The 16,878-nt window shown below is 67.2% G+C and carries 22 protein-coding genes; 3 read left to right on the forward strand and 19 right to left on the reverse strand.

Annotation, left to right across the window (positions count from 1 at the left end; translation table 11 throughout):
* Positions 1 to 48 precede the first annotated feature (48 nt).
* The 19 genes from PDM28_RS05040 to PDM28_RS05130 all read right to left on the reverse strand — a co-directional run bounded on the left by PDM28_RS05040 (position 49) and on the right by PDM28_RS05130 (position 14,937).
* Entirely contained in the window at positions 49 to 807 is a 759-nt protein-coding gene (locus tag PDM28_RS05040) for a hypothetical protein (protein WP_311184012.1), read from the reverse strand.
* Positions 808 to 955: 148 nt separating this feature from the next.
* Entirely contained in the window at positions 956 to 1,255 is a 300-nt protein-coding gene (locus tag PDM28_RS05045) for a hypothetical protein (protein ID WP_311184013.1), read from the reverse strand.
* Between the two features lie 202 nt (positions 1,256 to 1,457).
* Positions 1,458 to 1,913: an REP-associated tyrosine transposase gene (locus tag PDM28_RS05050; protein WP_311184014.1), complete on the reverse strand. Its 456-nt coding sequence runs from the start codon at positions 1,911 to 1,913 to the stop codon at positions 1,458 to 1,460.
* A gap of 190 nt (positions 1,914 to 2,103) precedes the next feature.
* Positions 2,104 to 2,871: a carboxylesterase family protein gene (locus PDM28_RS05055; protein ID WP_311184015.1), complete on the reverse strand. Its 768-nt coding sequence runs from the start codon at positions 2,869 to 2,871 to the stop codon at positions 2,104 to 2,106.
* A 100-nt stretch (positions 2,872 to 2,971) separates the two neighbouring features.
* Entirely contained in the window at positions 2,972 to 3,238 is a 267-nt protein-coding gene (locus PDM28_RS05060; RefSeq protein WP_102944153.1) for a hypothetical protein, read from the reverse strand.
* Between the two features lie 11 nt (positions 3,239 to 3,249).
* Entirely contained in the window at positions 3,250 to 4,611 is a 1,362-nt protein-coding gene (mgtE, locus tag PDM28_RS05065) for a magnesium transporter (RefSeq protein WP_070206690.1), read from the reverse strand.
* 173 nt (positions 4,612 to 4,784) lie between these two features.
* On the reverse strand, positions 4,785 to 6,551 hold the full coding sequence (ptsP, locus tag PDM28_RS05070; protein WP_102944152.1) for a phosphoenolpyruvate--protein phosphotransferase: 1,767 nt from the start codon (positions 6,549 to 6,551) through the stop codon (positions 4,785 to 4,787).
* A gap of 2 nt (positions 6,552 to 6,553) precedes the next feature.
* Positions 6,554 to 6,823, reverse strand: a complete 270-nt coding sequence (locus PDM28_RS05075) for an HPr family phosphocarrier protein (RefSeq protein WP_102944151.1) — start codon at positions 6,821 to 6,823, stop codon at positions 6,554 to 6,556.
* Positions 6,816 to 7,208 carry a PTS sugar transporter subunit IIA gene (locus PDM28_RS05080; RefSeq protein WP_102944150.1) on the reverse strand — a complete coding sequence of 131 codons (393 nt, stop codon included), beginning with the start codon at positions 7,206 to 7,208 and terminating at the stop codon, positions 6,816 to 6,818. The genes PDM28_RS05075 and PDM28_RS05080 overlap by 8 nt, the downstream gene beginning before the upstream one ends.
* Positions 7,209 to 7,278: 70 nt before the next feature.
* Positions 7,279 to 8,163 (reverse strand): RNase adapter RapZ, encoded by an 885-nt coding sequence (gene rapZ / locus PDM28_RS05085; RefSeq protein ID WP_311184016.1) that lies wholly within the window; start codon positions 8,161 to 8,163, stop codon positions 7,279 to 7,281.
* Entirely contained in the window at positions 8,160 to 9,110 is a 951-nt protein-coding gene (hprK, locus tag PDM28_RS05090) for an HPr(Ser) kinase/phosphatase (RefSeq protein ID WP_311184017.1), read from the reverse strand. Before hprK ends, rapZ begins: the two co-directional genes overlap by 4 nt.
* Entirely contained in the window at positions 9,107 to 9,559 is a 453-nt protein-coding gene (locus tag PDM28_RS05095) for a PTS sugar transporter subunit IIA (RefSeq protein ID WP_311184018.1), read from the reverse strand. The genes hprK and PDM28_RS05095 overlap by 4 nt, the downstream gene beginning before the upstream one ends.
* Before the next feature lie 21 nt (positions 9,560 to 9,580).
* A complete protein-coding gene (gene hpf / locus PDM28_RS05100; protein WP_311184019.1) occupies positions 9,581 to 9,904 on the reverse strand; it encodes a ribosome hibernation-promoting factor, HPF/YfiA family in 324 nt (107 codons plus the stop codon).
* Between the two features lie 54 nt (positions 9,905 to 9,958).
* The gene (locus PDM28_RS05105) at positions 9,959 to 11,398 is read right to left on the reverse strand and encodes an RNA polymerase factor sigma-54 (RefSeq protein WP_311184020.1); all 1,440 of its coding nucleotides are present in this window, start codon (positions 11,396 to 11,398) and stop codon (positions 9,959 to 9,961) included.
* 42 nt (positions 11,399 to 11,440) lie between these two features.
* Positions 11,441 to 12,160, reverse strand: coding sequence for an LPS export ABC transporter ATP-binding protein (gene lptB / locus PDM28_RS05110; protein ID WP_102944145.1), 720 nt, complete (start codon positions 12,158 to 12,160; stop codon positions 11,441 to 11,443).
* Positions 12,160 to 12,723, reverse strand: a complete 564-nt coding sequence (gene lptA, locus PDM28_RS05115; protein WP_311184021.1) for a lipopolysaccharide transport periplasmic protein LptA — start codon at positions 12,721 to 12,723, stop codon at positions 12,160 to 12,162. The genes lptB and lptA overlap by 1 nt, the downstream gene beginning before the upstream one ends.
* A 65-nt stretch (positions 12,724 to 12,788) precedes the next feature.
* Positions 12,789 to 13,349 carry an LPS export ABC transporter periplasmic protein LptC gene (lptC, locus tag PDM28_RS05120; RefSeq protein WP_311184022.1) on the reverse strand — a complete coding sequence of 187 codons (561 nt, stop codon included), beginning with the start codon at positions 13,347 to 13,349 and terminating at the stop codon, positions 12,789 to 12,791.
* Positions 13,346 to 13,894, reverse strand: a complete 549-nt coding sequence (locus PDM28_RS05125; protein WP_102944142.1) for a KdsC family phosphatase — start codon at positions 13,892 to 13,894, stop codon at positions 13,346 to 13,348. The genes lptC and PDM28_RS05125 overlap by 4 nt, the downstream gene beginning before the upstream one ends.
* A 41-nt stretch (positions 13,895 to 13,935) precedes the next feature.
* Positions 13,936 to 14,937, reverse strand: a complete 1,002-nt coding sequence (locus PDM28_RS05130) for a KpsF/GutQ family sugar-phosphate isomerase (RefSeq protein ID WP_102944141.1) — start codon at positions 14,935 to 14,937, stop codon at positions 13,936 to 13,938.
* A gap of 53 nt (positions 14,938 to 14,990) precedes the next feature.
* Here PDM28_RS05130 and PDM28_RS05135 point away from each other — a divergent pair, with 53 nt between their 5' ends.
* The 3 genes from PDM28_RS05135 to PDM28_RS05145 are packed head-to-tail and all read left to right on the forward strand — an operon-like array spanning position 14,991 to position 16,861.
* On the forward strand, positions 14,991 to 15,224 hold the full coding sequence (locus PDM28_RS05135; protein WP_070206676.1) for a BolA family protein: 234 nt from the start codon (positions 14,991 to 14,993) through the stop codon (positions 15,222 to 15,224).
* A gap of 57 nt (positions 15,225 to 15,281) precedes the next feature.
* A complete protein-coding gene (gene murA / locus PDM28_RS05140; protein ID WP_311184023.1) occupies positions 15,282 to 16,553 on the forward strand; it encodes a UDP-N-acetylglucosamine 1-carboxyvinyltransferase in 1,272 nt (423 codons plus the stop codon).
* A complete protein-coding gene (locus PDM28_RS05145; RefSeq protein WP_102944139.1) occupies positions 16,550 to 16,861 on the forward strand; it encodes a hypothetical protein in 312 nt (103 codons plus the stop codon). The genes murA and PDM28_RS05145 overlap by 4 nt, the downstream gene beginning before the upstream one ends.
* The last annotated feature ends 17 nt before the right edge of the window (positions 16,862 to 16,878 follow it).

The raw sequence follows: 16,878 nt of genomic DNA on the forward strand, positions 1-16,878 counted from the left end.
GTGCCGGCCGCTGGCCGGCTCCAAGCGGTGCCTGCCAGCAAGCGAACCTCAACGCCTGCGATGTCTCTTCAACATCCTCAGCAAGTCCCCCGGCGTCGCACCGTCGCGCGACCAGCCGCGATGCGACGCGACCACCTTCCCGTCTTTCATTACATGAAAGGTAGGCAGCGCAGTCAGATCCATTCCGACCCATTGCGAGTTGCGTAGCGCAACATGCATTGGCGTCGCGGGAAATTTTGCGTTCCACTGTTCCAGTTCGTCCAGCTCCAGAGTGCGGCCCGCCGGCTGCATCCACACGACTCGCCTCCCAGCCAGCAGTCGCTGAACCTTCGGATCCTCCTTCAGCTTTTCTGCAGCCCGTTGGGCGACGTGGCATCCCGCAACGACGACCATGTCCACGGTAGCGAGATCCAGGCGTCGAGAGCGTAGGCGGCCGTTGATCAGCACCAGCGTGGTCACCACTCCAGACGGCGATACAGGCTCCTCTGACGCCTGGACTTCATCGGTCAGCTGCATGCGGCCAAGCCATTCAGACGAGCGGTTCTCTGCGTGCAGTTCCTCCAGAAGATTCGTTGCTTCGGGGTCAATCGCTGCCTCATTCATGTCGGCGACAACGGATTCCGCCAAGGTAACTACTGGAAGCGGAAGATTCTGGGAGGTTGCATTGGCGTAGAAGGAGAGCGTATCCAATGCTTTCAATTGGGCTCGACGCTGAGCAATTGTCGCGGTCTTCCGCCTTGTCGTGATCTCAGTTGAACATGCGAGTGCCTGGGGCGCGATCAGTGCATGGATATCGATTGCCTCCAAGCTTCGGGTTTCGTCACTGCCTGCGATTCGGTTTACCGCTGCACATCCTTGGACAGAAGTCCTATCCACCTCCGTCTCCGAGCTATGTGCATGGGCCATGCAGCTGAGAAGCGATGCGATCAGGCAAAGCGATGAGCTTGGTAATCCTTTAGGCACGGTTGCAGTCCTCAAAAACACGCCCCAGCGGGGCGTGCTGAACCTCGTTCGAGAAGTCAAAACGGCTCGCAGGACGAGGGGCAGACGCTGCCCCGCGTGGCACGGCAGTGTTGGCGGTGAGGAACTGGTTGAGCTCGTGCCGGGAGCGGATGACTGCTGAAGCAACATCGATGGACTGCTGTTCTTGTTCGAGGATGCGTTTCGTGGTTACTACGTCAGTTTCAGGAGCGGCGTACGCAGCGGAGGAAGTGAGGCAAAGCAACAGAACGACAGCTGTGATTGCGGTTTTCATGGGAATTTCTCGATGGGAAAGTGGATCAGCGCTGATCGCAACTAACCTATCGCTGTCCCTCTGGCGGGGAAATCGGACCATGGCGTTTTGAGGGATGGGGAAATGCCTGGCTTAAGGTAGGGCTGTGCGGTGGCTGTTGAGCCGGCCAGCGGCCGGCACTACAGGAGGGCGGGTATTGTGAGGAGCCGGCCGGCGGCCGGCACTACGTGTCGAGGGGCCATTTGCACCATGCGTGGGGGTATTCGCCCAGTTTCCCGGTGATGCCGGCGCGGACGGGGTTACCCAGGATGTACATGACATGGTCGCGGAGCGAACGGTCAGAGCGAAGGGCGTGGTCGTGGTAGCCGGATTGCCAGAATGCGCCGCCGCGTCGATGCATACGGTTCAGCGCCAAGCCCGTTGACGATTTGAATCTGCGGGCAACATTGCACAGGGGTTCGTTGCAGAGCTCGAACATCCAGTGGACGTGATCGGGCATGACGACCCATGCGAGCGAGCTGACGTAGCCGCGGTCGCTAAGATCATGCAGGGCGTTCATGACAATGGCGGCGGATGCAGGGTCGTCGAACCAAGGGCGGCGTCCGCAGCAAACGGTGGTCAGGACGTAGGTGTGCCCAATGAGCGATATCCGTCCGCGGCGTAGTTTTGAGGAGCTCATGCAGCATCTTGGAATGCGCCAGATGCTCGGTGTCAGCGGGATTTCAGCCGAAGGGACGTAGTCCGATGGCTACATGGACCGTAGTGCCGGCCGCCGGCCGGCTCTTCCCGAGGTTGGATTGCGAGGAGCCGGCCAGCGGCCGGCACTACGGGGGGGGCATGCACTTCGTGGAGCCGGCCGGCGGCCGGCACTACCGCCGCTGCGCGAACAGCCATTTCCACATCGCCGCATCCGCGTACGTCGCGTCCCACGCGTTGTGGTTGCCCTGCGGGTACTCGGTGTAGCGCACGTCGGCGGCACCGGCCTGGTCAAATGCTGCCTTCAGGCGCCTGTCGTCGTCGGGCAGCACCACGTCGTCTTTCGCGCCATGGAACATCCAGATCGGGGTCCCCTTGAGCTGTGAGGCCATGGCGGCATACGGATCGGCTTCACCGGCCACCGATTCGACCAGCAGCGTTGTGCGTACCGCACGCGGGGCGAGCACTGCGCCGCAGACCGGTACGATCGCGGCGAAGCGGGTGGGGTGGTCCAGGGCGATGTTCCAGCTGCCGTAGCCGCCCATCGACATGCCGGTCAGGTACTGGCGCTGCGGATCGGCGCCGAATTCTGCGATGGTCGCGTCCAGCGCGGCAAGCGCGATGCGGTTGTTGATGCCCGACCACTCTTCGTCCTCCGGCACCTGCGGCAACACCACCAGGGCGGGGAAGTCGCGGGCGTGGCTGCGCAGGTGCGGGCCCAGGCCGGCCTCGGTCTGCTTCACGCCGTCGCTGCCGCGTTCGCCCGAACCGTGCAGGAACAGCACCACCGGCAAGGCCCCGCGCTGCGCGGCCGCGTTGGCGGGAACGAACACCTGGTAGCGCGAGGTTTGCCCTTCGACCGTGACCGAGCGCTCGACGAAGTGCCCCTTGTCCGAAGCTCGGGTCGACGCACATGCGCTCAACACCAGCATTGTCAGCATCGCCCACCACCACCCACTCGCCCTTCGTGCCATTGCCTGTCCTCGACTGGAATCGTTTTCAGTCTAGGCGCGCGTGGGCCGGTCGGCATCTTGCAGTGCATCAGTCGGGGCGTGGGACCGACGCCAGGATCTCGAGCTGTTCAATCGCCTCGGGGTGGCCATCGGCCGCTGCGGCCTGCACCTGGGCCAGGCTGGGATGCACCACCAGCAGGATCGGGTTCTCGCACACCGGGCAATCGAACTCCGCCTCGTCTTCGTGCAGTTCCATCGACATCTGGCGGGCAGTGCCTTTCCATTCGCAGGCAGGGCAGCTATGCAGCTGGTCGCGCCAGCCGGCGGCGAAGTAATTGTCGAGGGTCAGTGCCATGCAAACTCCGCTCAGTGCAGCAGGATCAGGGTGGCCAGGCCCAGGAAGCTGAAGAAGCCCATGACGTCGGTGACCGCAGTGACCACCACGGTGCCGGCGACGGCCGGATCCACGTTCATGCGCTTGAGCAGCAGCGGCAGCAGCACGCCGGCCAGCGCCGCAGCGCAGAAGTTGATGATCAGCGCCAGGGTGATGACCAGTGACAGCAGGAAGCTGTTGAACCACAGGAAGGCGATGATGCCGACCACGGTGCCGATCAGGGTGCCGTTGATCAACGCGACCCGCGATTCCTTCCACAGCAGGATGCGCGCGTTGCTCTGGCCGACCTGGCCGAGCGCGATGCCGCGCACCATCAGGGTCAGCACCTGCACCGCCGCGTTGCCGCCCACGCCGGCGACGATCGGCATCAGCACCGCCAGCGCTACGACTTTCTGCAGGGTCAGCTCGAACTGGCCGATCACCGTGGCCGCCAGGAACGCGGTACACAGGTTGATGCCCAGCCACACCACGCGACCGCGCACGGCACGCTTGATCGGTGAGAACAGGTCTTCTTCTTCGTCCAGGCCGGCCGCGCCCAACGCCTGGTGCTCGGCCTGCGAACGGATGATGTCGACCACGTCATCGATGGTGATGCGGCCGAGCAGGATGTTGTTGTCGTCGACCACCGGCGCCGACACCCAGTCATGGTCGGAGAACTGCCGGGCCACTTCGTCGGCGCTTTCGCCCACGTCGATGGCCGGTTGCTCGTCGTCGATCAGGCGGTTGATCGGGGTGCTGTCTTCGTGGGTCACCAGCGACGCGAGCGACAGCCGGCCCAGGTACTGGTGGCGGCGGCTGACCACGAACAGGTGGTCGGTGTGGTCGGGCAGCTCGCCGCGCAGGCGCAGGTAGCGCAGCACCACGTCGACGTTGACGTCGGCGCGCACGGTCACCACGTCGGGGTTCATCAGGCGGCCGGCGCTGTCCTCGGGATAGGACAGCACCTGCTCGAGCCGTTCGCGGTTCTCGCGGTCCATCGACTTGAGCACTTCGTCGATGACCGTGTCCGGCAGGTCTTCGACCAGGTCGGCCAGGTCGTCGATGTCCAGGTCTTCGACCGCGGCGATGATCTCGTCGGGGTCCATGTCGGCCAGCAGGCTTTCGCGTACTTCCTCGCCGACGTGGACAAGCACTTCACCGTCGTCTTCCGGGTCGACCAGGCCCCACACCACCTCGCGCTTGCCGGGCGGCAGCGACTCCAGCAGGTTGCCGATCTCGGCCGGCGCCAGCGTGTTGACCAGGCGGCGCACCGGCCCAAGCCGCCCGCTGTCCAGTGCATCGGACAACAGACGCAATTGGCGCGCCGTCTTGTCGTGGCGTACGGCTTCGGCCATGCACAGCTCCCGCGGAAATCAAAAAGGCCGCTATCCCGTACAGGATGCGGCAAGAGGGGTGGTCACCGCGTCATTATCGCTTGGATGGATGACAAATCGGTAGGGACGTAGTGCCGGCCGCTGGCCGGCTCTGCACGATGCAGGCAGCACGAGGAGCCGGCCGGCGGCCGGCACTACGGGTTGCTTTCGATCCAGCGCTCTATGCTGCGTCGGTCACGGGCGGCCAACAGTTTCGGCGCGGCGGCCTGCAGTTCGCCGAGGTCGCTGTCGCGCACCGCGCGTCGCACTTCCAGCAGGGTGCCCGGGTGCAGGCTGAACTCGGTCAATCCCAGCGCCAGCAACAGCCGTGTCATGCGCGGGTCGCCGGCGATCTCGCCGCAGACCGCAACCGGCACGTCGTGCTCGCGGCCCACCCGCAGGATGTGCGCGAGCAGGCGCAGCACCGCCGGGTGCAGCGGCGAATACAGCTCGCCGACCGCTTCGTTGTTGCGGTCGGCGGCCAGCAGGTACTGCACCAGGTCATTGGTCCCCACCGACAGGAAGTCGACCAGGTCGATGAAGCTCTCCAGCGCGATTGCCGCGGCTGGCACTTCGATCATGGCGCCGAACGGAATGTGCTCGGCTACTTCGTGGCCCTCGGCACGCAGCAGCTCGGCCTGCTTGGCCAGGCGCCGGCGAACCGCCCGTATTTCCTCGCGCGTGCTGACCATCGGCAGCAGGATGCGCAGCTTGCCGTAGGCCGAGGCGCGCAGGATCGCGCGCAGCTGGGTGTCGGCGACTTTGGGCCGGGCCAGCGAAAGGCGGATCCCGCGCAGGCCCAGCGCCGGGTTTTCCTCATTGCTCAGGGTCAGGCCGGTGCGGTCAGCCTTGTCCGCGCCCAGGTCCAGGGTGCGGATGGTCACCGGCCGTCCGCTCATGCCAAGCGCGGCGTCGCGGTAGGTTTCGAACTGTTCCTGTTCGTCGGGCAGCTCGTCGCGCTGCAGGAACAGGAACTCGGTGCGGTACAGGCCCAGCCCGTGCGCGCCCAGCGCGTGCGCCTCGGTGACGTCCTCGCGCGACTCGGCATTGGCCAGCAGCGCGATGGTGACGTTGTCGCGGGTACGGCTGGGCTTGCTGCGCAGGCGGCCGAGTTCGCGCTGCTCGCGGGCCTGCTCGCGCAGTCGCGCGCGGTAGTCGCGCAGGTCCAGCGGCAGCGGGTTGACCGTGATCTGTCCGGTACTGCCGTCGATGCCGAGCACGTCGCCGTCGGCGATCTTCTGCAGCGCATTGGGCACGTTGACGATCAGCGGCAGGTGCAGGCTGCGCGCGAGGATTGCGCTGTGCGACAGCGCACTGCCGGCGGCGGTGACGATGCCGACCACGCCGTGCGCCTGCAGCTGGGCCAGCTCGGACGGGGCGATGTTGTCGCAGACCAGGATTTCCCCGGCCAGGCCCTTCACGTCGGGCGGTCGCTTGTGCAGGAAGGCGTGGATGCGGCCGATCACATGGTCCAGGTCGTCCATCCGGCTTTTCAGATAGGCATCGTCCATGCCATCGAAGACCTTGGCCAGGCGATCGCGCTGCACCCGCAGCGCATAGCCGGCGCTGTACGGGCCACTTCGGATCAGCTCATCCAGGCCGAACAGCAGCTCGGGATCGTCCAGCAGCAGCGCATGCAGGTCGAGAAACTCGCCCGCCTCCTGGTTCAACGCACCATGCAGGCGCTGACGCAAGTCGTGCATCTCGGCACGGGCGGCCTCGACGGCCTCGTGCAGCCGCTGCAGTTCGCCTGGCACCTGGGCCGGCGTGATGCGTTGCTCGGCCACCTCCAGGGCGTGCGGCAGGCGTACCCGGGCGCGGCCGAGGGCATTGCCACGCGAGGCCCCGTGGCCGGTCAGCAGCAGGGCGCCGGACGCGGTCCGTGCCGTGCTGGAACCTGATCGCGACGGTGGCCCCGGCATGCTCAGCTGTCCTCGTCGAAGCGTCGCTCGAACAGGGCCACCACGGCGTCCATGGCAGCAGTTTCGTCTTCGCCGTCGATGCGCACGGTGACCGGAGTGCCCTGGCCGGCAGCCAGCAGCATCACGCCCATGATGCTCTTGGCGTTGATCTCGCGGCCTTTGGCGGCCATGGTCACATTGCAGCGGAACGGGGCCAGCACCTGCACCAGCTTTGCAGTGGCGCGGGCGTGCAGCCCCAGGCGGTTGGATACGGTGAGTTCACGTTCAAGCATCGTCGACAATCGCTCCATTGCGAGTGCCCGCCGCCGCAGTGGCGGGCAGTTGATCCAGTCCCTGTTCCGGATAATTCATCACTCGCAACAACATCGGCAGGCTCAGCGCCGAGACCCGGCGTGCCGGGGTGCCCAGGCGGGCCAGCTGCGCTGCCAGATTGCTCGGGCTGGCGCCATACAGGTCGGTCAGGATCAGCACACCTTCTCCGCTGTCGACCCGTCGAAGGGCGGCCGAGGCGAGCGGGAGCAGGACATCCAGGTCTGCGTCGAACGGTACTTCGAAAGCTTCGGTCTTCAGCGGCAGGTGCCGCAGCAGCCGGGTCGCCACGTCCAGCAGGGACGTGCCTACACCGGGATGAGTTACAAGGAGAATGCCACAGGTCATTGTCGAACGTTAACATCCCAAGATGAATTGGGGATACACCACGGGAGCAACGGACCGTTGGTCCGTTGACTCAATCCAGCTCGCGGTGGAACGTGGCCACTTCTTCCCAGCCCTGGTCGCGCGCATGCCGGGCCAGGCGCTCGGCCAGGTACACCGATCGGTGTTTGCCACCGGTGCAGCCGAACGCCACGGTGACGTAGCTGCGGGTGTCGTTGCCGAGGCGGGGCAGCCAGGTGTCCAGGAAGTCGATCAGCTGGGCCACGTACCGCTGCACGTCCGCCTGCTCGTCCAGGTACTCGCGCACCCCGGCTTCGCGCCCGGACATCGGCCGCAGCTCGGGGTTCCAGTGCGGATTGGGCAGCACGCGGGCGTCGAACACGAAGTCGGCTTCGGCCGGCACGCCGCGCTTGTAGGCGAACGATTCGAACAACAGCGAGAGCTTGTTGCCGTGGCTCAGTGCGAATTCGGTCACCACCTTGCGGCGCAGCTGGTGCACGTTGAGCGCGGTGGTGTCGATCACCGCATCAGCGGCGCGGCGCAGCGGCGCGGTCAGTTCGCGTTCGCGTGCGATCGCCTCGGGCAGCGACAGGCCGAGCTGGCTCAGCGGATGCCGGCGCCGGGTGTCGGCATAGCGCTTGAGCAGGGCTTCATCGGTGGCGTCGAAGAACAGCAGCTGCGCGTCCAGCCCGGCCGCCAGCGCGTCTTCGCGCCAGTGCGAGAGCTGGCTCAGGTCGCTCTGGCCACGCACGTCGATACCCACCGCGAGGCGGCGCGGGGCGTCGGCGTCATGACCGGCCAGCAGGCTGCGCACGAAGTCGGGCAGCAGGTTGATCGGCAGGTTGTCAGAACAGTAGTAGTCCAGGTCTTCGAAGGTCTTCAGCGCGACCGTCTTGCCGGAGCCGGACAGGCCGCTGACGATGATCAGGGTGGCGGCGGTGGGGGCCGGGGTGCTCATGGCGTGCGGCGCTCCAGCAGGTTGCTGTGGCGGGCGATGAACATCGCGGCCGGGTCGATGCCCTTGGTGCGCAGGATATGCAGGCGGGTGGCCGCTTCGGTCAGCACCGACAGGTTGCGCCCGGGCATCACCGGCAGGGTGATCAGCGGCACGTCCAGGTCGAGCACGTGGCGGGTGCCGGAATCGCCGGTCAGGCGATCGTAGCCATGGGGGGTGGGTTCGGTCATGGGCTTGGTCAGGTGCACGATGAGCCGAAGGTACTTGTTCTTCTTTACCGCCGTGTCACCGAACATCTCGCGCACGTTGAGCACGCCCAGGCCGCGCACTTCGAGCAGGTCCTGCAGCAGCTCCGGGCAGGTGCCGTCGAGCACGTCGGGGGCGATCTGGGTGAATTCGGGGGCGTCGTCGGCCACCAGCCGGTGGCCGCGGCTGAGCAGTTCCAGCGCCAGCTCGCTCTTGCCCGAGCCCGCCTCACCGGTGATCAGTACGCCGATCGAGTAGATCTCCATGAACACGCCGTGCAGGATCACCCGCGGCGCCAGGGTGCGGGCCAGGTGGTAGGACAGGTGGTTGAGCAGCTCGTGGCCGCGCTTGGGCGAGATCCACAGCGGGGTCTGCGACTCGTCGGCGGCCGCGCGCAGGTCTTCCGGGCAGGGCTGGTTGCGGGTGATCACCAGCGCCAGCGGGTGCGACTGCATGATCCGCTCGATGGTTTCCCAGCGCTGGCGCGAATCCAGCGAATCCAGCCAGGACAGCTCTTCGGTGCCCAGGATCTGCACCTTGTTGGGGTAGATCGCGTTGAGGTAGCCGGCCAGCGAAGGGCGCCGCGAGACCGTGTTGCCGGCCTCCAGCTCGCGCCGCTCGCCCTTCTGCCCGGCTACCCAGCGCAGGCCGAGGCGGTCGCGTTGCTGTTCGAACAGTTCACGGGCGGTGATGCTGGTGTTCATGCGGCGCTCGCCGGCGGGGGGAATTCGATGACCTGGCGCAGGGTCGCCGCGTCGCGCGCTTCGCGCAGCGCCTGGCGGATGGCCGGCTCGGAAAACAGCTCGGCCAGCTCGGACAGCAGCATCAGGTGTTGATGGGTGTAGTGGCTGGGCACGGCGATGGCGAATACCAGGTCCACCGGCTCGTCGCCGCCGAAGTCGACCGGGGTCTCCAACCGCAACAGGGCGCCACGCGGGCGCTCGAGCAGCGGCGCGCGGCCGTGCGGAATGGCGATGCCGTGGCCGATGGCGGTACTGCCCAGCGACTCGCGCTCGCGCAGGTTGGCATACAGCAGGTCGGCATTGGCTTCGCGGCAGGCCAGCAGCCGGGCGGCGGCCTTCAGCACACTGTCGCGATCGGCGGCCGGCAGCACCTGGGTGCGCACGGCCGCCAGTAGATCAGTCAAAGGCATGTTGGGGGGAGAGCGGTGGCGTCAGCCGCCATTGTCGCCCAAGGGCGCCGGAACCGGGGCATGCAGGTGCTTTTTTTCCTTGTGCTTGATCACCAGCCGGTCCAGCTTGTCAGCGAGAAGATCGATCGCGGCATACATGGTCTGGCCGCCGGCTTCAGCGTGAAGAGTCTGCCCGGGGATGTTCGCGCTGGCATCGACGTGATGCTCGTTCTTGCGCAATGCCAAGGTCACTTTGACCTCGCAGTGGCGGTCGAAATGCTTGCCGATCCTGCTGAGCTTTTCTTCCACGTAGTTGTGCAGGGCCGGGGTCACTTCCACGTCTTTGCCATACGTTTCGATTTGCATCGGTCTTCTCCTCTTCGGATGTGCCAATGAACCTTGCCGCCAGGCGTGTGAGCGTCAGGCGATGCGGACTCGTTCGTGCGAGGCGGAAATGTTCATGGCTTCACGATACTTCGCCACGGTGCGCCGCGCCACCGGTATTCCGGAGGTCTTGAGCAGGTCAGCCAGCTTGGCGTCAGAAAGCGGCTTGCGCGGGTTTTCGTCGTCGATCAGGCGTCGGATCATGGCCTGGATGGCGGTGCTGGAGGCCTCGCCGCCGCTATCGGTGTCGATCCCGGAGGCGAAGAACGCCCGCAGGGCCAGGGTCCCGCGCGGGGTCCGCACGTACTTGCGGGCGATGGCGCGGGAAATGGTCGATTCGTGCAGGCCCAGCTCGCCGGCCACCTCGCGCAGGGTCAGCGGGCGCAGGGCCTGTTCACCGAACTCCAGGAAGGCGGCCTGCTGCTGCAGCAGGCAGCGCATCACCCGCAGCAGGGTCTCGCCACGGGCTTCCAGGCCCTTGAGCAGCCAGCGCGCCTCCTGCAGGTGGGCGCGCAGGTAGCCGGCGTCGCTTTCGCCGCAGCGGCGGATCATCTGTTCATAGCCCCGGTGGATGACCACTTTGGGTCCGGCGTGGCCGGCCAGGGCCGCCCGCCAGCTGCCGTTCTGGCGCCAGACCACGCAGTCCGGGACCACGTAGCTGTCGTGGGCCAGGTCGCCGATCTGGGTGCCGGGGCGCGGGTCCAGCGAGCGCAGCAGCTGCACGGCGGTCTCCACCGCATCCACCGGCTCGCGCAGCTCGTGGGCAATGCCGTTCACGCCGCTGCGCGGCAGGCGCTCCAGCGGGCCGTCGGCGATCCGCCGGGCCAGCGCCAGGCCGGGGGTCTGCGGGTCCAGCACGTCCAGCTGCAGCTGCAGGCATTCGCCCAGGCTGCGCGCGCCGACCCCGATCGGGTCGAAGCGCTGGATCTGGTGCAGGACGGTGAGGATCTCGGCGTCGTCGGCATGGATGGCCGGGAGCAGGGTTTCGGCGATGGTGGCCAGGGGCTCGCGCAGGTAGCCGTCCTCTTCCAGTGCGTCGATCAGGGCCGCGCCGATGCTGCGGTCGCGCCGGGACAGGTGCGAGAGGTGCAGCTGCCACAGCAGGTGGTCGGCCAGGCTCTCGGTCTCGGCCACGCGCTCGGCGGCGCTGCCGTTGTCGTCATCGTCGAAGGAACCGCCACTGCCGCCGCTGCTCCAGTCGCTTTCGCCGGGCGCCCAGTCGTCGGCGCCGTCGGTGCGGGCGTCGCGCTCGTCGGTGCGCTCGGCCGCTTCGGCCGGGCGCTCGTCGCTGCCGGGTGCGGCCTCCAGGCCCGGCTCGGCGTTCTCGGCCCAGTCCAGCAGGGGATTGGTTTCCACCGCCTCGGCCAGCTCCAGCTCCAGCTCCGTGGTCGACATCTGCAGCAACTTGATCGCCTGACGCAGCTGCGGCGTCATGACCAGTTGTTGCCCCAGCGATGTCTGCAGCCGTGCTTTCATGCCTGTGCCGAACGGAGGGAAGGCGATGCAGCGGCCGGCGGGTCAGAGCTTGAAGGTCTCTCCAAGGTAGACACGGCGGACGTCTGCGTTCTCGAGGATCGCGGCTGGTGCCCCCTGCGCCAGTACGCTGCCTTCGTTGAGGATATACGCGCGGTCGCAGATTCCCAAGGTCTCGCGCACGTTGTGGTCGGTGATCAGGACCCCGATGCCGCGCTGCTTGAGGTGGGTGACGATGCGCTGGATCTCGCCGACCGAGATCGGGTCGACGCCGGCGAACGGTTCGTCGAGCAGGATCAGGCGCGGTTTGGCGGCCAGGGCCCGGGCGATCTCGCAGCGGCGGCGCTCGCCACCGGACAGGCTGGCGCCCAGCTGGTCGGCCACGTGGCCGATCTGCAGTTCGTCCAGCAGCGAATTCAGCTCCTTCTCGCGGCCGGCCTTGTCCAGGTCCTCGCGCAGCTCCAGCACCAGGCGCAGGTTGTCGGCCACGGTCAGCTTGCGGAACACCGACGGCTCCTGCGGCAGGTAGCCCACGCCCTGCTTGGCGCGGGTGTACATCGGGTCAGCGGTGATGTCCTTGCCGTCCAGCACGATGCTGCCGGCGTCGGCCTCGACCAGCCCGACGATCATGTAGAAGCAGGTGGTCTTGCCGGCACCGTTGGGACCGAGCAGGCCGACCACTTCACCGGCATCCAGGGTCAGGCCGAATTCCTTGACCACTTCGCGCTGCTTGTAGCGCTTGCGCAGGCCTTTGGCGACGAGCATTACTTCTTGCTCCCGGCGGCGGGGACGGTGGTCTTGGCGGGCGCTGCCGGCTTGGCGGCCGGGGCCGCGCCCTTGTTCTTGGGCGGAATGACCGTGCGCACGCGGCCGGCTTCACCGCCGCCACCACTGTTCATTTCGCCGGTACGGGTGTTGTAGACCATGCGCTGGCCGCTGTTGGTGCCCTGCGCGCTGACCACTTCGTAGTTGCCGGTCAGGGTGATGATTTCGCCCTTGATGTCGTAATCGATGTTGTCGGCGCGTGCATTCATCATGCTGCCGTCGTCCAGCTGCTGCTTCATGGTGGCCTGCTTGCCTGTGAACACGGCACGCACCGCCTCGCCATCCTTCATGTGGACCTGGGCCTGGGCGGCGCGGATGTCCAGCGTGCCCTGCTGGATGACGACGTTGCTGGACAGGGTGATGATGCCATCGCCCAGGAACGAGCCGGACTGCGCGCCGGACTCGATGGTCATTTCCTGGTTTCGGTCGCTGCTCTTGGCCTGCACGGCAACGCTGGGCACGGCCAGGCACAAGGCGAATACGGCGGCGTAGAAGATCTTCATGACGTGGGGCTTTCCTGCCTGATTCGGGGGAACGGCCAGTGCCGTCGCTGGAACATCGGAGCGGGTCATTGGCGGGGCGTGTAACGGGTCTTGACCTGGCTCAGGAACTGATAGGTCTTGTCGCTGGAGTTCAGGGCGAAGCCTACCCCGGACTGGATCATGCCCGGCCGGGTCAGGGTGACCAGGCCGTCGGAGGTGGCCCGGTTTTCGTTGGGGAACACGTCCAACTGCTCGGTGCGGAAGGTGGTCGGCGGCACCGTCGGCACGCGCGGGCTGTCGCCACTGACGTTGCCGGTCAGGCGCAGCGTTTCGCCGTTGGCGCTGACCCAGCCGGTGTCGCTGCGCAGTTCCCAGTGGTTGCCGTCGCGGTCGGGCAGCAGGAACAGGGGGGTCTGGATGGTCATCGTCTCATCGCTGCGGGTGCGCTCCAGCAGCGGCGCGCGCAGCGTGGTCGACTCGCGGCCCTGTTCGTCCAGCGCGACGATCTCGAAGTCGTGCAGCACGTAGTCGCGGCTGGCGTCGTCGCCGGTCGCCTCCGGCGCCTTGTCGCGGTCGCGCAGCAGCGCCCAGCCGCTGAGCACGGCGGCAACCAGCAGCAGGCCCCCCAGTGCGGTACGCAGGTTCATGCGCCGAACCTCGCCAGCACCGCATCCACGTGGCCCTGCGCGGCCAGCAGCACGTCGCACAGCTCGCGCGCGGCACCGCGGCCGCCATCGGCACGGGTCTGCCAGTGCACGCGTTCGGCGATCCAGGGGTGGGCGTTGGCCGGGGCCACCGCCAGCCCGACCGCGCACAGCGGGGCCAGGTCGGGCAGGTCGTCGCCCATGAAGGCGACCTGGTCCAGGCCGATCCCGTGCTGTTCGCACAGCACCCGCACGCTGGCCAGCTTGTCGCCGACCGCGATCTGGGTGTCGATGCCCAGGTCGGCGCCGCGCTTGAGCGCCGACAGGCTGTTGCGCGCGGTGATCAGCACGGGGTGGATGCCGTGCTGCTGCAGCAGTTTCAGGCCCAGTCCGTCCTGCACGTAATACGCCTTGCTCTCGTTGCCGTCACGGTCGTAGTAGAGCCGACCATCGGTGAGCGTGCCGTCCACGTCGAAACAGGCCAGCCGGATACGGCCGGCGGCGGCATGCAGGTGGGACGGGAAACCGGGCAGCGGGGAATAGGGCATCAGGTACGCAGGTCAGCTGAATGGAGGAGTGCCACTGTGGTTTAAACCACCCGGGCCCGCAACAGGTCATGAATGTTGAGTGCGCCGACCGCGCGGCCGTCGCCATCGACCACGATCAGGCCGTTGATCTGCTGGGTTTCCATGACCCGGGCCGCTTCCACCGCAAGCTGGTCGGCGCCGATGGTGCGCGGGGTCCGCGTCATCACATCGACGATCCGCGCGCTGCGCACGTCCAGGTCGCTGTCCAGGGCCCGGCGCAGGTCGCCGTCGGTGAACAGCCCGACCAGGCGCTGGTCGGCATCGACCACGGCGGTCATGCCCAGTCGCTTGCGGCTCATTTCGACCAGGGCCTCGCTCAGGCTGGCGGTTTCGCCCACCTTGGGCAGTTCATCGCCGCTGTGCATGACGTCGGTGATGTGCAGCAGCAGGCGCCGGCCCAGGCTGCCGGCCGGGTGCGAGCGGGCGAAGTCGTCGGCGGTGAAGCCGCGCGCGTCGAGCAGGGCCACGGCCAGGGCGTCGCCCATCGCCAGCGAGGCGGTGGTGCTGGAGGTCGGGGCCAGCGCCAGCGGGCAGGCCTCGGCCGGCACGCTCACGTCCAGGTGGACGTCGGCGGCCAGCGCCAGCGACGACCCGGGGCGGCCGGTCATGGCGATCAGGCGGTTGCCCTGGCGCTTGAGCACCGGCAGCAGCATCAGCACCTCGTCGGATTCGCCCGAATAGGACAGCGCCAGCACCACGTCGGCCTCGGTGATCATGCCCAGGTCGCCGTGGCCGGCTTCGCCGGGGTGCACGTAGAAGGCCGGGGTGCCGGTCGAGGCCAGGGTGGCCGCGATCTTGCGGGCCACGTGGCCGGACTTGCCCATGCCGGTCGCCACCACGCGGCCGCGGCTCTCCAGCACCAGCTGGCAGGCCCGGCTGAAGTCGTCGCCGAGCCGCCCGGCTACCGCGGCAAGGGCGTCGCGCTCGATCTCGAACACGCGGCGGCCGCTGGCGACCAGCGCGGCCGGGTCGGTCGATGAGGGGGGCAGGGGCGATACAGCCATGCGGGCGCCACGCGTGAGAGTAGAATGAGCGCACATTTTATTAGGAAAGCCCGTTGGACGCCGAGACCATCCGCAATTTGATCGAAACCGGCCTGCCGGGCGCCCGCGCGGACGTGCAGGGCGACGACGGCGTGCATTTCGAGGCCACCGTGGTCTGCGACGCCTTTGCCGGCAAGCTCCCCCTGGCCCGCCACCGCATGGTCTACGCCACCTTGGGCGATCTGATGGGCGGAGCGATCCACGCGCTGGCGCTGAAGACCGTGACCGCGGCCGAAGCGGCGAAGTAATCGGCCGACCGCCCGCACCACCCCCATTTCCATTCCCCCTTCCTATCTGCAGGTTCCATGGCCAAGATCGTAGTGACCGGCGGCAAGCCGCTGCACGGTGAAGTGAACATTTCCGGCGCCAAGAACGCCGTCCTCCCCATCCTGTGCGCGACCCTGCTGGCCGATGCGCCGGTGGAGATCACCAACGTGCCGCACCTGCACGACGTGGTCACCACCGTGAAGCTGCTCGGCGAGCTCGGCGCCAAAGTCACCATCGACCAGGGCACGCTGTCGCGCGGCAGCGCGATCGTGGTCGACCCGCGCACGGTCAACCAGCACGTGGCACCGTATGAGCTGGTCAAGACCATGCGCGCCTCGATCCTGGTGCTGGGCCCGCTGCTGGCCCGCTTCGGCGAGGCCGAAGTGTCGCTGCCCGGCGGCTGCGCGATCGGCTCGCGTCCGGTCGACCAGCACATCAAGGGCCTGCAGGCGCTGGGTGCGGAGATCGTGGTCGAGAACGGCTTCATCAAGGCCCACGCCAAGCGCCTGAAGGGCGCGCACTTCACCTTCGACATGGTCAGCGTGACCGGTACCGAGAACGTGCTGATGGCCGCCGTACTGGCCGAAGGCACCACCGTGCTGGACAACGCGGCGATGGAGCCGGAAGTCACTGACCTGGCGCACTGCCTGATCGCGCTGGGCGCGAAGATCGAAGGCCTGGGTACCGCACGGCTGGTGATCGAAGGCGTCGAGCGCCTGTCCGGTGGCCGCCACGAAGTGCTGCCCGACCGCATCGAAACCGGCACCTTCCTGGTCGCCGCGGCGATGACCGGCGGCAAGGTCACGGTCAACCGCGCGCGCCCGAACACCATGGACGCGGTGCTGTCCAAGCTGGTCGAAGCCGGCGCGACGATTGAAACCACCGACGACAGCATCACCCTGGACATGCACGGCAAGCGGCCGCGTGCGGTCAACCTGACCACCGCACCGTACCCGGCGTTCCCGACCGACATGCAGGCGCAGTTCATGGCGCTCAACTGCGTGGCCGACGGCGTGGGCGTGATCAATGAAACGATCTTCGAAAACCGCTTCATGCACGTCAACGAACTGCTGCGCCTCGGCGCGGACATCCAGGTCGAAGGCCACACCGCGATCGTGCGCGGGTCCGAACAGCTGAGCGGTGCGCCGGTGATGGCCACCGACCTGCGCGCGTCGGCGTCGCTGATCCTGGCCGGGCTGATGGCCGAGGGTGATACCACCATCGACCGCATCTACCACCTGGACCGTGGCTACGAGAACATCGAAGAGAAGCTGTCTTCGCTGGGCGCCACCATCCGGCGCGTCGCATGATCCTGCGCGGCCAGTTCACCCGCCGCCGCAAGGCGCTGCTGATCCTGGTGCTGGTAGTGCTGGGCTGGCTGGGCTACGCCTGGTACGCCGATATCGCGATCACCCAGGGCCTGGAGCAGCAGGACATGGACTGGAACGGCGATGGCACGGTCAGCCGCACCGAGGTGCTGCAGTCGTTCTACGCCGTTGGCGTGACCAAGACTGAAGAAGGCAACCGCCACTGCCGCGCGTTCTACTGGCGCAGGACCAATGAGCAGATCCGCGTGGACTGCAAAACGGTCTTCCAGGCGGACACGCCGGCGAAATGAAACAAGGCCCGCAGATG

Origin of the sequence: Stenotrophomonas aracearum (assembly GCF_031834615.1) — a bacterium.
In the GTDB taxonomy this organism is placed as follows: domain Bacteria; phylum Pseudomonadota; class Gammaproteobacteria; order Xanthomonadales; family Xanthomonadaceae; genus Stenotrophomonas; species Stenotrophomonas aracearum.